Annotated in this window: 18 protein-coding genes; 15 read left to right on the forward strand and 3 right to left on the reverse strand. The window is 28.1% G+C overall.

Annotated elements, in window-relative coordinates; all coding sequences use genetic code 11:
- Window positions 1-19 precede the first annotated feature (19 nt).
- Window positions 20-418 (forward strand): Fur family transcriptional regulator, encoded by a 399-nt coding sequence (locus tag AMN81_RS02540; protein WP_072090564.1) that lies wholly within the window; start codon window positions 20-22, stop codon window positions 416-418.
- The gene (locus tag AMN81_RS02545) at window positions 418-1416 is read left to right on the forward strand and encodes an Ldh family oxidoreductase (RefSeq protein WP_072090565.1); all 999 of its coding nucleotides are present in this window, start codon (window positions 418-420) and stop codon (window positions 1414-1416) included. The genes AMN81_RS02540 and AMN81_RS02545 overlap by 1 nt, the downstream gene beginning before the upstream one ends.
- On the opposite strand, the gene xth is transcribed toward AMN81_RS02545, so the two are convergent.
- Window positions 1408-2184: an exodeoxyribonuclease III gene (gene xth / locus AMN81_RS02550; RefSeq protein ID WP_072090566.1), complete on the reverse strand. Its 777-nt coding sequence runs from the start codon at window positions 2182-2184 to the stop codon at window positions 1408-1410. The genes AMN81_RS02545 and xth overlap by 9 nt on opposite strands.
- Entirely contained in the window at window positions 2184-2501 is a 318-nt protein-coding gene (locus AMN81_RS02555) for a HesB/IscA family protein (RefSeq protein ID WP_072090567.1), read from the reverse strand. The genes xth and AMN81_RS02555 overlap by 1 nt, the downstream gene beginning before the upstream one ends.
- A gap of 50 nt (window positions 2502-2551) precedes the next feature.
- Here AMN81_RS02555 and AMN81_RS02560 point away from each other — a divergent pair, with 50 nt between their 5' ends.
- The 13 genes from AMN81_RS02560 to secF are packed head-to-tail and all read left to right on the forward strand — an operon-like array spanning window position 2552 to window position 13344.
- Window positions 2552-3670 (forward strand): deoxyguanosinetriphosphate triphosphohydrolase, encoded by a 1119-nt coding sequence (locus AMN81_RS02560; RefSeq protein ID WP_072090568.1) that lies wholly within the window; start codon window positions 2552-2554, stop codon window positions 3668-3670.
- On the forward strand, window positions 3667-5400 hold the full coding sequence (gene argS / locus AMN81_RS02565; RefSeq protein WP_072090569.1) for an arginine--tRNA ligase: 1734 nt from the start codon (window positions 3667-3669) through the stop codon (window positions 5398-5400). The genes AMN81_RS02560 and argS overlap by 4 nt, the downstream gene beginning before the upstream one ends.
- Window positions 5400-5660 (forward strand): hypothetical protein, encoded by a 261-nt coding sequence (locus AMN81_RS02570; RefSeq protein WP_072090570.1) that lies wholly within the window; start codon window positions 5400-5402, stop codon window positions 5658-5660. Before argS ends, AMN81_RS02570 begins: the two co-directional genes overlap by 1 nt.
- The gene (locus tag AMN81_RS02575) at window positions 5653-6603 is read left to right on the forward strand and encodes a glycoside hydrolase family 3 N-terminal domain-containing protein (RefSeq protein ID WP_072090571.1); all 951 of its coding nucleotides are present in this window, start codon (window positions 5653-5655) and stop codon (window positions 6601-6603) included. The genes AMN81_RS02570 and AMN81_RS02575 overlap by 8 nt, the downstream gene beginning before the upstream one ends.
- Before the next feature lie 9 nt (window positions 6604-6612).
- A complete protein-coding gene (locus tag AMN81_RS02580; protein WP_072090572.1) occupies window positions 6613-7356 on the forward strand; it encodes a segregation and condensation protein A in 744 nt (247 codons plus the stop codon).
- Window positions 7349-8050, forward strand: a complete 702-nt coding sequence (gene scpB, locus AMN81_RS02585; protein WP_072090573.1) for an SMC-Scp complex subunit ScpB — start codon at window positions 7349-7351, stop codon at window positions 8048-8050. The genes AMN81_RS02580 and scpB overlap by 8 nt, the downstream gene beginning before the upstream one ends.
- A 47-nt stretch (window positions 8051-8097) precedes the next feature.
- On the forward strand, window positions 8098-8298 hold the full coding sequence (gene tatA / locus AMN81_RS02590) for a twin-arginine translocase TatA/TatE family subunit (protein WP_023853830.1): 201 nt from the start codon (window positions 8098-8100) through the stop codon (window positions 8296-8298).
- 5 nt (window positions 8299-8303) lie between these two features.
- Complete coding sequence (tatB, locus tag AMN81_RS02595) at window positions 8304-8525, forward strand: Sec-independent protein translocase protein TatB (RefSeq protein WP_023853829.1); 222 nt, start codon at window positions 8304-8306, stop codon at window positions 8523-8525.
- On the forward strand, window positions 8515-9285 hold the full coding sequence (gene tatC / locus AMN81_RS02600) for a twin-arginine translocase subunit TatC (protein WP_072090574.1): 771 nt from the start codon (window positions 8515-8517) through the stop codon (window positions 9283-9285). The genes tatB and tatC overlap by 11 nt, the downstream gene beginning before the upstream one ends.
- Window positions 9278-10537, forward strand: coding sequence for a serine--tRNA ligase (gene serS, locus AMN81_RS02605; RefSeq protein ID WP_072090575.1), 1260 nt, complete (start codon window positions 9278-9280; stop codon window positions 10535-10537). Before tatC ends, serS begins: the two co-directional genes overlap by 8 nt.
- Before the next feature lie 55 nt (window positions 10538-10592).
- Window positions 10593-10886: a preprotein translocase subunit YajC gene (gene yajC / locus AMN81_RS02610; protein ID WP_023853826.1), complete on the forward strand. Its 294-nt coding sequence runs from the start codon at window positions 10593-10595 to the stop codon at window positions 10884-10886.
- Between the two features lie 14 nt (window positions 10887-10900).
- Window positions 10901-12454: a protein translocase subunit SecD gene (gene secD, locus AMN81_RS02615; protein WP_072090576.1), complete on the forward strand. Its 1554-nt coding sequence runs from the start codon at window positions 10901-10903 to the stop codon at window positions 12452-12454.
- Window positions 12454-13344: a protein translocase subunit SecF gene (gene secF / locus AMN81_RS02620; protein WP_072090577.1), complete on the forward strand. Its 891-nt coding sequence runs from the start codon at window positions 12454-12456 to the stop codon at window positions 13342-13344. Before secD ends, secF begins: the two co-directional genes overlap by 1 nt.
- A 1-nt stretch (window position 13345) precedes the next feature.
- Here the strand turns inward: secF and AMN81_RS02625 are convergent, their stop codons facing one another.
- Window positions 13346-13948 carry a urate hydroxylase PuuD gene (locus AMN81_RS02625; RefSeq protein ID WP_072090578.1) on the reverse strand — a complete coding sequence of 201 codons (603 nt, stop codon included), beginning with the start codon at window positions 13946-13948 and terminating at the stop codon, window positions 13346-13348.
- Window positions 13949-13992: the final 44 nt, after the last annotated feature.

Consider the following 13992-nt stretch of genomic DNA (forward strand, 5'->3'; position numbering starts at 1 on the left):
AATTGATAAGAATTTAAAGATGCAAAAAATACATAACCTTTCCAAAAATCAAAAAATAATTTTTGACCTAATTGATAAATCCGCTGAACCAATGAAGGCTTATGCAATTCTTTTTAATGTCCAAAAAAAAGGAATTAAAGCTCCATTACAAGTATATAGAGCTTTAGATAAGTTAGTTGAAATCGGAAAAATACATAAAATCGAAAGTAGAAATGCTTTTATAGCTTGTCAGAATTCTAGTTGTCAAATTTCTAAAGCTACAGCTTTTTCAATTTGTGAAAGTTGTGAAAACATATCAGAAATAAGTAATTCAAAACTTTCTAAATATTTATCTAATTTTTCAGACAATTCAGGAATGAAATATAGCAAATATAATTTAGAATTTTTTGGTTTATGTAAGAAATGTAAATCAAAATAATGAGCACTGTATCATTAACTTTAGACGAAATATTTGAACTAGCTAAAAAAACTCTTTTAGCTAACGGTTGTGATGATGAAACTGCATCAATTCTTTCAGATTTAATTAGAAATGCAGAAAGAGATGGTTCTGTCTCACATGGTTTGTTTAGATTGCCAGCTTATGTAACAGGTCTTAAAGGTGGAAAGATTAATGGAAAAGGAAAACCAGAAGTAAAAAAAATATCTTCATCCGTTATCAAAGTTGAAGGAAATAATTGTTTAGCACCTGTTGTTTTAAATAAAGGATTACCTGAATTAGCAAAAGCTGCAAAAGAAAATGGTGTTGCGGTATTAGCAATAAATAATTCACATCATATGGCTGCTATGTGGCCTGAAACAGAAAAGTTAGCGGAAGATGGTTTAGTTGCATTTGCTTGTACATCTTACAAGCCTGCTGTAGCACCTGCTGGTGCCATAAAACCATTATTTGGAACAAACCCAATTTCATTTGCTTGGCCACGTCCTGGTAAAACACCAGTTGTTTATGATATGGCAACAGCCTCAATGGCAATGGGAGAAGTTCAAGTTGCTAAAAGAGAAGGGCACAAAGTTCCACTTGGAACAGGATTAACTAAAGATGGAAAAGAAACAACTGATCCAGGGGAAATTGCCGATGGTGGAGTTTTATTACCCTTTGGTGGTTACAAAGGGTCTGCAATTGCAATGATGGTAGAATTAATGGCAGGCGCATTAGTTGGGGATAATTTTAGTTTTGAAACAGCAGCTAAAGATAATAATGATGGTGGTCCTCCAAGTGGCGGTGAATTCATACTAGCTATTAATCCAGATAAAACTTCAAGTACTAATTGGCAAAAACATGCTGAGGAATTTTTTGAAAAAATGAAATCGATGGGTGAAGTAAGATTACCTGGAGAAAGACGTCACAAGAATAGAATGGATACTGGCCCAAGAAATATTAACGAAGAATTAGTAAATAAAATTAAATCTTTAAGCTAAATTAATCTCAATTGGTGTGTGATCAGAAGGCTTTTCTCTTCCACGTGGATCTTTATTAATATTAATATCTTTAATTTGATCAATTATGGAATTTGAAACTAAAAAATGATCTATCCTCATACCATTATTTTTTTGCCATGCACCTCTCATATAATCCCAAAATGTATATCCTTCTTTATCTTCATAAAAATGTCTGTAGACGTCATTAAAACCAAGATTAATCATTTCTCTAAATTTTTTTCTTATTTCAAGTCTGTATAAAGCATCGTCTTCGAAACTTTTAACATTATAAACATCTTCTGCTGAAGGGATAATATTGAAATCACCAGCTAAAATAATATTTGAATTTTTTTTAGATAAAGTTTTTAATTGCTTTATTAATTGATTCAACCAATCTTTTTTATAATCATATTTTTCAGTATCTACAGGATTACCATTAGGGGTATAAATATTTATTAATTGTATATTTTTTTTCTTATGTTCAAATTCAGCTGAAATTATTCTTGATTGTTTTAACTTATCCTTAATTAAATCTGTTTTGACATTTTTTAATTTATTTTTAGATATAATTGCTACACCATTGTAACTTTTTTGACCAAATACATGACTTTCATAGTCCATTGATGAAAAATCATCATATGGAAAATTAACATCTTCAGTTTTGATTTCCTGCATCATTAAAATATCAGGTTTATATTTTAATAAATAGCTTTTGATATTTTCGATTCTTGCTCTTACCGAGTTTACATTCCAAGATGAAATGAGCATTAAAGTGAGAAAGACACTCCACAACCACATGAAGATTTGGTTTGTGGATTAGAAATTTTGAATTGTTCACCTATAAGTTCAGACACATAATCAACCTCAGATCCTTTAAGCAAATCAGCTGAAGTTTTATCAATTAAAATTTTTTGATAATTTAAATCATCATCTTGTTTTGATTTATCAAATGTAAATTCATATTGAAAACCAGAACATCCTCCACCTTTGATAGCGATTCTGAAGAATGATCCTTTGTCTTTTTTTGATAACAAATTATCTATTTGTTTTAACGCTTTATCCGTAAATTTAATTTCTTTAATCATGTCTGAACACTGATATTACTAATATAATACTTAATTATTTAAATTAAAGGATGAAAAAAGACACTTTGTTAGGCGTATTTAAAAGTAAAGGCAGACTTAATAAAGAAGCTAATTCAAAATACAGATCTCCTTTTCAACGCGACAGAGATCGTATAATACACAGCGCATCATTCAGAAGATTAAAGCATAAAACCCAAGTATTTGTTAACACAGAAGGGGATCATTTTAGAACCAGGATTACTCATTCAATTGAAGTTGCTCAAATAGCAAGATCAATTGCAAAGTATCTAAAATTAAATGAAGATTTAGCTGAAACCTTAAGTCTTGCTCATGATTTAGGTCATACTCCATTTGGCCATGCAGGAGAGGATGCTTTAGATGAATGTATGCAAAACTATGGAGGTTTTGATCACAATCTTCAGACACTAAGAATAGTAATGTTTTTAGAGAATAAATATTTTAAATTTGCAGGATTAAATTTAACTCTTGAAACTTTAGAGGGACTTTTAAAACATAATGGACCAGCAGATGATTTAAGCATGATAAATAAATTAATTGGTTTAAAAGTTTTCAAAAATAAAATTAATTTTAATACCTACCCATCACTAGAAGCTCAAATATCAGCAATATCAGATGATATTGCCTATAATAATCATGACATTCAGGATGGAATTAAAGCAAACCTATTTAAACTTGAGGAATTAGTTGAATTAGATTTTTTCAAAAATATTTATCAAAAATATAAAAATAAAATTAATAAAAAAAATTATAAAATTGCTATTTATCAAATCATCAGAGATTCAATAGATATTATGATTAGAGATTTACTAAGTAATACTGAAAAAAATATTAAAAAATTTAAAATTAAGTCATTAAAAGATGTATCAAAATCAAATCAATTAATAGTTTCTTTTTCTGATAAAATTGAAAATTCAGAACAAGAAATCCGATCATTTTTAAGACGTAGAATGTATGACAATAAATCGGTGCTTAATAAGAATAAAAGAGGTAAAATGATAATTAAGAAATTATTTAAAATAATTAAATCAAATCCAAGAAAATTTCTTTCTAAAGAGCAATTGACTAAAGACAAATATAGAGCTATTTCAGATTTTATATCTGGTATGACAGATAGATACGCAATTAACCTTTATAACGATAATAAATGAATATTTTTGAATTATATTTAGATAAAATTAAATCTATTATTGTTGAACTTAGTAAAAAAAATCAACTTATCGTTCCAGAAAGTTTCAATGGTATTAATGCGGAAATACCACCCCCAAAATTTGATTGTGATATTTCAACTAATGTTGCAATGGTTTTATCGAAACTAAACAAAATTTCTCCAATACAATTAGCAGAAAAACTTTCACCTGAAATAAAAAATAGTGACGATCAAATAGAAAATATATCTGTTGCTAAACCTGGTTTCATAAATATTAAATTTAAGCCATCTTTTTGGTCAAACTTTATTAAAGAAATAATTGATAACGCTGAAAAATTTGGAATTAATGAAAAAGAGAAAAAAAATAATTATTTAGTTGAATTTGTATCAGCTAATCCTACCGGACCATTGCATGTTGGTCATTGTAGAGGAGCTATTTTAGGTGACGTCATATCTAATGTATTAATATTTAATAAACACAAGGTTACTAAAGAGTATTATGTAAATGATTATGGTAACCAGATTATAAATTTTACAAAATCTGTATACTTTAGAATTAGGGAATTAAAATTTAACAAAACATTTCCTCAAGATAATCCTGATTTGTATCCAGGAGATTACCTTGTTGATTTTGCAAAAAATATAGTTTCGGATAATTCAGATCTAAATTTTGATGATTATGAGCAAATAAGTGAGAAGTTAACAGCTTTGTCTATAGAACAGGCGCTACTTTTAATTAAAAAGAACCTTAAGAGTTTAGGAATTAACCACGATAATTTTGTTAGTGAAAAAAGTATTGTTTCAAATAACGAAGTAGAGAGTGTAATAAAATTTTTAGAAAAGAATAAATTTGTATACAAAGGAAAAATTAAAGCTCCAGCTGGAGAAGATGACAAAAACTGGGTAGAAAGAGAACAGTTACTTTTTAAATCTACCGATTTTGGTGACGATAAAGATAGAGCATTACAAAAGTCAGATGGAACATGGACTTATTTTGCAAGTGATGTTGCTTATCATAAAAATAAAGTAGATCGTAAATTTGATTATTTAATAAATATTCTTGGCGCAGATCATGCTGGTTACATCAAAAGAATTTCATCGTCAGTTGAAGCTTTATCAGGAAAAAAAGATAAATTGATTTGTAAAATTAGTCAGCTTGTAAAATTAATTAAAGATAACAAACCATTTAAGATGTCTAAAAGAAAAGGCGACTACATTACGGTTGATGATTTAATTGAGGAAGTTGGAAAAGATGCAACTAGGTTTATCATGCTCAACAGAAGTAGTGATGTAGAATTAGATTTTGATTTTGATGCTGTAAAAGAAAAATCTAAAGATAATCCGTTATATTACGTTCAATATTGTTATGCTAGAATTTCATCTGTCTTTAGACATATTGATAAAGATTTAAATTCAAAAATTGAATTAGATGATTATAGTTTCGAATACTCAAATGATGAGATCAAAATTTTAAAAAAGATTTCAGAATGGCCCAAATGTATTGATGCAGCTAGTTCAAAATTAGAACCACATAGAATACCTGTTTATTTATATGATCTTGCCTCAGAATTTCATTCGTATTGGAATCTTGGTAAACAAAATCCAGAAAAAAGATTTATTAATGATCAAAAAACTGTTTCACCAGATAAATTAATTTTTTTAAAAGCAATATCTAACGTTGTAAAATCAGGAATGGATATAGTTGGTGTAGATACGCCAGATAAAATGTAATGCTAAAAGAAATTAAGTATTTAATCTTTATTGTTGTAATTGCTTTATTTATTTTTTTAACTGGTAGATATTATTTTTCAGATGAAAATAAAAAGAAATCATACAGATCTTATAAAAATAACGATGAAAAAATTAAATTATACTCAAAAAATTTACCTGTTTTGGAAAACGACACACAAAATGTAATAGAATACGTTAAGCAAACAAACAAAAAAAAGAAGAAAAAGTTTAATTTTTGGAAACTTTTAGAGAATGATTAAGAATAGAAGAGCTTTTATTGTTGGTTTAAAATCATCAAAATTATCAAACAAAGAGATTACTTTTTTAAAGAAATATAGACCATGGGGAGTAATTTTATTTTCAAGAAACATAAGTTCAATTGAACAAACCAAAAAATTAACTGATAAAATAAAAAAGATATTTAAAGACAAAAAATACCCAATATTAATTGATCAAGAAGGAGGACGAGTAAATCGATTAGGTAAAATTATTTCATTTGATAATTTGACTTCTGAATATTTTGGTAATTTATTCACAAAAGATAAGAAAAAATTTAATATTATTTATAAATTATTTATCGATAAAACTTCGTATTTACTTAAATCAATCGGTGTTAACATAAATACCGTTCCTGTTTTAGATCTTAGAGTTAAAGGATCTAGCAACATTATTGGTAATAGATCTTTTTCAAAAAATAAAAAAAATATCTCTAAAATTGGAGATATTTGTATTGATTATTTTCATGAAAATTCCATTGGAACTGTGATGAAACACATACCGGGGCATGGATTAGCTAAGGTAGATAGTCATAAATTTACACCTGTAGTTATTAAAAAGTTAAATTATTTGAATAAAAATGATTTTTTTCCATTCAAGAAAAAACAAAGCTATTTTGCAATGACAGCGCATGTAATATATCGAAGCATTGATAAGTTAAATACAGCTACACACTCTAAAAAAATTATAAATTTAATTAGAAAAAAAATAGGCTTTAAAAACATTTTAATTTCAGATGATTTATCAATGAAAAGTTTAAAAGATGATTTAAAAACTAATACCATTAAAACGTTTAGTGCAGGTTGTAATCTTGCTCTTCATTGTAATGGCAAATTGTCTGAAATGAAGGTGGTTGGCGACAATTCACCAAAGGTAAGTAATTTTATTATAAAAAAAACATCTCTATTTTATAAAATTTTAAGTTAATATCTGAGCATGACTATTTCTGATTCTGCATTATTTAATGTTGATATTAATAATTATAATGGCCCTCTAGATGTCCTTTTAGATTTAGCCAAAGCTCAAAAGGTAGATCTTGAAGAGATATCAATTACAAAGTTAGCAGATCAGTTTCACGATTATATTACAAAAGAAAAAGATTTAAATTTAGAAATTGCGTCAGAATATTTATTAATGGCAACCTGGTTAGCTTATTTAAAATCTAAATTATTACTTCCAGGAACACCAGACGAAGAATTTAAAGTTCAAGAAGTTGCTGAAAAATTAAAATTACAACTTAAAAAACTCGAATTGATAAGATTGCTTTCTGAACAAATGTTAAAAAGAAAAAGATTAGGAAGAGAAATTCGATCAAGAGGAATGAAAGGAAATATAAGATCTATTTATAGCACAGAATATAATTTAAGTTTATTTGAGCTTCTTAAGTCATATTCAACAATTATTATGACTAAGGACTTTCAAAAAATGAATATTCCTAAATTGCCTGTATTTACTACAGAAGATGGAATTAAAACAATAAGAGAATTTTTTGGTAAATTAATTGATTGGAAGAAATTAGACGATTTAATTCCTCAAAATTTTAAAAGTAATTCAAAATATAAACGTACGGGTAAAGCAGGTATATTTGCTGGATCGTTAGAATTAGTTAAAGAAGGAAATTTAACTATGAAACAAGATAAATTATTTGATGATATTTATGTAAAGGAAAATAATGATTAAAAAAGAAAAGATTACAAAAGATAATATTGTTAAATTTCCATCTAAGTTAACTGACTTAGAAAAAGAAATTGAAGCAGTTATTTTTGCTGCTGCAGAACCATTAGATATTGATACAATTGAAAGCAAAATTACTAAAAAGGGTAGTGTTGCAAAATCCTTAGAGAAGTTACAACAAGAATACTCTCAACGTGGTATTAATTTAGTTTGTATAAAAGATAAGTGGTCTTTTAGAACTTCTCCTAACTTGTCTAATATCATGTCACAAGAAAAAACAGTTGAAAAGAAACTTTCTAGAGCTGCTGTAGAAACTTTAGCCATAATCGTTTATCACCAACCTGTTACTAGAGCTGAGATTGAGGAGATTAGAGGTGTTGCATTTGGAACGAATACTCTTGAAATATTGATGGAACTCAACTGGGTGAAACCAGGAGGTCGTAAAGATGTACCAGGCAGACCAATTCAGTATGTTACAACCGATGAATTTTTAAGTCATTTCAATCTTCAAAAATTATCTGATTTACCAACAATTGATGAATTAGGTGCTGCTGGATTAATTGACAGTTCTAGTGTCGATAATGCAATTTTTGGAACTGGAAAATTCTACAAAGAAAAACAAGAAGAAAAAAAAGAGGATATTTATTCTAATATTGATGAGATGTTAAACAGTACTCTTGATACAGAAGAGAAAGATTAACAAAAAAGTAACTTTTAAATTAAGCATAAAAAGGTTATAATTTTTTTATGAGTATAGGAATTTGGCAAATAGCAATCGTAGTTATATTAGTAGTCTTATTATTTGGACGAGGTAAAATCTCTAGTCTAATGGGCGATGTAGCTAAGGGGATTAAAAGTTTCAAAAAAGGAATGGCGTCAGATGTTACTGACGATACAGAGCCAAAAAATATATCCGACGAAAACAAAGACTCAGAAAACAAAGATTAAATCACATGCCTACTATTGGTTGGTTTGAGATATTAATTGTAGTTGGTATTGCAATTGTTGTTCTTGGTCCTAAAGATTTTCCAATTATGTTAAAGAAAGCAGGTTCTTGGATAGGGACTGCAAAAAGATATGTTAGCAATATTCAAAATGAAGTTTCAAATTTAGAAATTGATGAAGAAAAAATTGATAATGAAATAAAAAAAGAAACAAAAAAAGATGAGCAATGATGAAAATGAAGGTGGATTTGTTAGCCATCTAACAGAACTAAGAAAAAGATTAATACATAGTTTTATATTTCTAATAATCTTTTTTGTTATTTGTTACGTTTTTTCAGAACACATATACGGCTTTTTAGTTGATCCATTTGCTCAAGCTGTAAAAGATGATGGATCTGATAGAAGACTTATTTTTACAGCCTTACAAGAAACTTTTTTAACGTATATTAAGGTATCCTTTTTCACAGCTTTTTTCGTGACCTGTCCATTTATTCTGATGCAAATATGGAAATTTATTGCACCAGGATTATATAAACATGAAAAAGTTGCAATTCTTCCATATCTTGTACTAACACCAATCCTTTTCTTTTTAGGAGGTATGCTTGTTTATTATTTGATAATGCCACTAGCTATTAAATTCTTTTTATCATTTGAAAGTACAGGGATGTCTACAAGTCTACCAATTCAATTAGAAGCTAAAGTAAATGAATACTTGTCACTTGTTATGAAGTTAATTTTTGCATTTGGAATAAGTTTCCAACTACCCATAGTCTTAAGTTTATTGGCAAGAATAGGTGTTGTTGACAGTCAATTTTTAAAAGAAAGAAGAAAGTACGTAGTAGTAATTATATTTGCTGCAGCTGCATTACTTACACCACCAGATCCAATTACTCAAATAGGTTTAGCAATTCCATTATTAATTTTATATGAATTATCAATATTTTCAGTAAAATTTATAGAAAACAAAAATTTAGAAAAGACTGATGCATAATTTAAAAGAAATTAGAAAAGATTATTCAAAATTTGAAAAAGATCTTGAAAAGCGTTCAGTTAAAATTGATTTTAATAATTTAAAAAAGCTTGATGAATTAAATAGAGATTTAATTCAAAAGAAAGAAAATTTAGAAAAAGAAAAAAAAGATATTTCAAAATCTAAAGATGAAAGTTTATTCAAAAAATCTAAAAAAATATCTACTGAATTAGAAAAGATCGCTGACCAACAAAAAAATACTAAAATTGAATTAGATAATATTTTATCAAGTATACCAAATATACCTCATCAGGATGTTCCAAATGGAAAAGATGAAAATGACAATGTGGAAGTTTTAAAAGCAGGGAAAGTTCCTGAATTTGATTTTAAACCCAAATCTCATTACGAACTTGGTGAAAATTTAGGCATGCTTGATTTTGATCTTGCAACGAAAACAACTGGATCAAGATTTGTATTTGTTAAAAAAGATTTAGCATTATTGGAAAGAGCATTATCTAACTTTATGCTAGATACTCATATTGTTCAAAATGGTTATCAAGAGATTTCACCTCCATTGATTGCATCTGATAATACAATGTATGGAACAGGCCAATTACCAAAATTTGAAAACGATCAATTTGAAATAAAATTTGATGAAGGATCTGATAGAAAATTTTTAATTCCAACCGCTGAAGTAATTTTAACAAACATTGTTAAAGATAAAATTGTAGACCAAAAAGATTTACCAATGAGATTTGTTGCCTCAACACCTTGTTTTAGAAAAGAAGCTGGTAGTTATGGAAAAGATACTAAAGGAATGATTAGACAACATCAATTTTATAAAGTTGAGATGGTTAGTATTGTAGAAAAAGAAAATTGTCTTGAAGAATTAGAGCGAATGACGAACTGTGCAACTGATATTCTGGATAAGTTAGAGTTACCTTATAGAAAAATAATTTTGTGCTCTGGGGATATGGGTTTCAGTGCAGAAAAAACTTATGATATTGAAGTTTGGTTACCGTCAGAAAATAAGTATCGTGAAATTTCATCATGCTCTTCTTGTTCAACATTCCAGGCACAAAGAATGAAATCAAGATATAAAAATAAAAACAAAGAAACTGTTTTTGTTGGAACGCTAAATGGAAGCGGTTTAGCTGTGGGTAGAACTTTAATTGCTGTTTTAGAAAACTACCAACAAAAAGATGGTTCAATTGTTGTTCCTAAGGTGCTGCGACCGTATATGAATAATTTGGAATTGATTTCAGCTAAATAAAGTTGTTTTAATAAGATAGATAGTATAAGTATTCACATAATTTATAAGGAGATTTATGGAAGGCTCAGGAATAGGACAATTTATACCGTTAATTTTAATTTTTGTTATTTTTTATTTTTTCTTAATCAGACCACAGCAAAAAAAAGTTAAAGAGCACAAAGCAATGGTTGAAAGCCTTAAGAGAGGTGACAAGGTTGTTACTTCTGGTGGAATTACAGGTACTGTGGAGAGACTTATAGACAATGATAAAGTTGAAGTAGAAATTGCTGAAAACGTTAAGGTTGAGATAGTTAAATCAACTGGTATTCAAAGTCTTGTTAATACAAATACTCAAGAAGTTAAAAAATAATTATTTTTAGTTAAGTGCTTTATTTCTCTAAGTTAAGAATTTTATTTATAACTTTTTTTTCAGTTTTATTTATTTTAATTGCTTCATCAAATCTTTTTAAATTTGATGATAATTATTTTGATAAAAAAATTAATCTAGGATTAGACCTTCAAGGTGGATCATATCTATTACTTGAAATTGATAATGAACCTGTAATTGAACAAAAATTACAAAACCTAACAACAACAATTAGAAATTACTTCAAAGAAAAAAATATTAAAATCAACAATATTAAAATAGATAATCAGAATATTTTTTTTAATGTAATAGATAAAGATAAGCAATCTGTTTTAGATGTTTTTCAGGACGAAGATAGCGACCTTAACCCTTATTACCCAAGATTTAAATCACATCAGTTAGAAATTGAAGATACAGGGTTAAATTTAAAAGTTAATTTTTCAAGACAAGGTTTAATTAAACTTAAAACTTCTTCTCAAGATCAAGCTATAGAAATAGTTAGAAGGAGAGTAGATGAGGTTGGAACCAATGAGCCAAACATACTTAAAAGAGGAAACAATCGAATTTTAGTAGAGCTTCCTGGATTAGATGATCCAATGAGAATAAAATCATTACTTGGTAAAACTGCAAACCTTACTTTTCGATTTGTAACAAATGACGAAAATGATCGTTTTGGAGTTGAAAAGTTAAAATTTGAAAATGGTCTAGAAGAAGCCACAGTTAGTAAAAGAATTATAATAAGCGGTGAAAACTTACTTGATGCTCAACCAAGAATGGACACTCAAGCTAACCAAACAATTGTTTCATTCTCTTTAGATAGAGTAGGTGCAAAAAGGTTTGGTAAGGCAACATCAACCGGTATTGGAAAGCAATTAGCAATTGTTTTAGATGGTAAAATTATTAGCGCACCTGTAGTTAGAGACACAATTGCAAGCGGATCTGGTCAGATAAGTGGTGGTTTCACTTTTCAAACAGCAACCGATCTAGCTTTATTATTAAGATCTGGAGCATTACCAGCACCATTAGAAATAATTGAAGAAAGAACAGTTGGACCAGATCTTGGACAAGATTCAATTAATGCAGGAATGATTGCTTTGGCAATAGGTTTTATGTTGGTGATAATTTTTATGTTCTTAAAATATAAAATTTTTGGATTAATTACCAATGTAACACTAATAGTTAATTTGTTTATTCTTTTAGGTATTTTAACTTTATTTGAAGCTACTTTAACATTACCTGGTATAGCAGGAATTATTTTAACCGTTGGTATGGCAGTTGATGCAAATGTTCTAATTTTTGAGAGGATTAAAGAAGAGCTAAAAGACGAGACTAATAATATTTTGGCTTTTGATGGTGGTTATACTAAATCCAGAACAGCGATTTTAGATGCTAATATTACTACATTATTAGCTGCAATTATTTTATTTTTCATGGGCTCAGGTCCAGTGAAAGGTTTTGCTGTAACTTTAGGAGTTGGAATATTTACAACACTATTTTCAGTCTATTTCATTGCAAGATTGTTCACTAGTATTTACGTATCAAGAAATAAAGATAAGGAAAAATTAATCTAATGATTGCTTTTAACAAATATTATAATCACTTTAATTTACTCTCATCAATTTTAATTATTGTTTCATTATTATTGTTAATTTTTAAAGGACTCAACTTTGGTATAGATTTTAAAGGCGGTACTTTAATTGAATTAAGAGCCTCAGATTCTAAAATAAATGTAAGTTCATTAAGAGATAGATTTAATCAAATGGATTTAGGAGATGTCTCAGTGAAGAAATTTGGTAATGATACAGATTTTTTAGTAAAATTTGAAAATAAAGATAATAAAAAAAATGTTATTGAAGAAATTAAGACTAATTTAGATAAATCTTTTGGAAATAACTATGATTTTAGAAGGGTAGAGAATGTTGGTCCAAAGGTAAGTGCTGAATTACTAAAATCTGGAGTTATAGCAATATCTTTGTCTTTAGCATTAATGTTAATTTATATTTGGATAAGATTTGAATGGCAGTTTAGTTTGGGTGCTATTTTGGCTTTGTTTCATGATGTTATTGTAACTTTAGGAGTTTTTTCACTATTTAGTTTAGAAATAAACTTATCAATTATAGCAGCAGTGTTAACAATAGTTGGATATTCGATGAATGATACAGTTGTTATTTTTGACCGTGTGCGTGAAAATTTAAGAAAATATTCAGATATAAAAATTTTTGAATTAACAAACATTTCAATTAATGAAACGTTATCAAGAACTATAATAACTTCAGCAACTACATTACTTGCTTTATTAGCAATTTATTTTTTTGGTGGAGAAATATTAAAAGGTTTTTCATTAGCAATGATACTTGGTGTAGTTTTTGGAACTTATTCTTCTATTTATATAGCTAATACTGTTTTAGTTAGACTCAGTGTTTCTCAAAAAACTGTTCTTAGAGAAGACGATCAAAAATAAATTAAAATATATTTTGTGCAGCCACCATTGAAAGCAGCATAGGCAATGATAATAAAGTATTTGTTCTTGAAAATAGCATTGCAGTTTTGGCTGACTTAGCTTTTGTTTCTGGATCACTCTCAACTATACCTAAAGCTCTTTTTTGATTTGGCCAAATCACAAACCACACATTAAATGCCATTATAATTCCAAGCCACATTCCAATTCCAATTGCAGTATGTTTTGGAACACCTGAACCAATACTTAAAGTCATTGCATCATGAAGATATCCATTAAGAAGAGCGAGAATTAAACCTGAAAGAACAGTTAATGCAGCAGCCCATCTAAAGTAAAATAATGCAGCTGGTGCTATTACCTTACCAATAGCTGGTTTTTGTTCATCTGGGATTTTTCCCATATTTGGAATTTGAACAAAATTGAAATACCAAAGTAACCCAATCCACATAATTGCAACAATTACATGAATGTATCTAAACAACCAGCTCCAGAATAGCGTATCAAAAGCAATTCCATTGTTTAAATAAAATAATCCTAAAAACAAAATAATTGCTAACGCAAGTGATGCGTGGACTGTTTTTGATAATGAAGACAATAAACTGCTCATGATTCTCATTAATTATACACTAATTTTTGAATATTTTTAAGTTG

This window comes from Candidatus Pelagibacter communis (assembly GCF_001179845.1).
Taxonomy (GTDB): domain Bacteria; phylum Pseudomonadota; class Alphaproteobacteria; order Pelagibacterales; family Pelagibacteraceae; genus Pelagibacter; species Pelagibacter ubique_Q.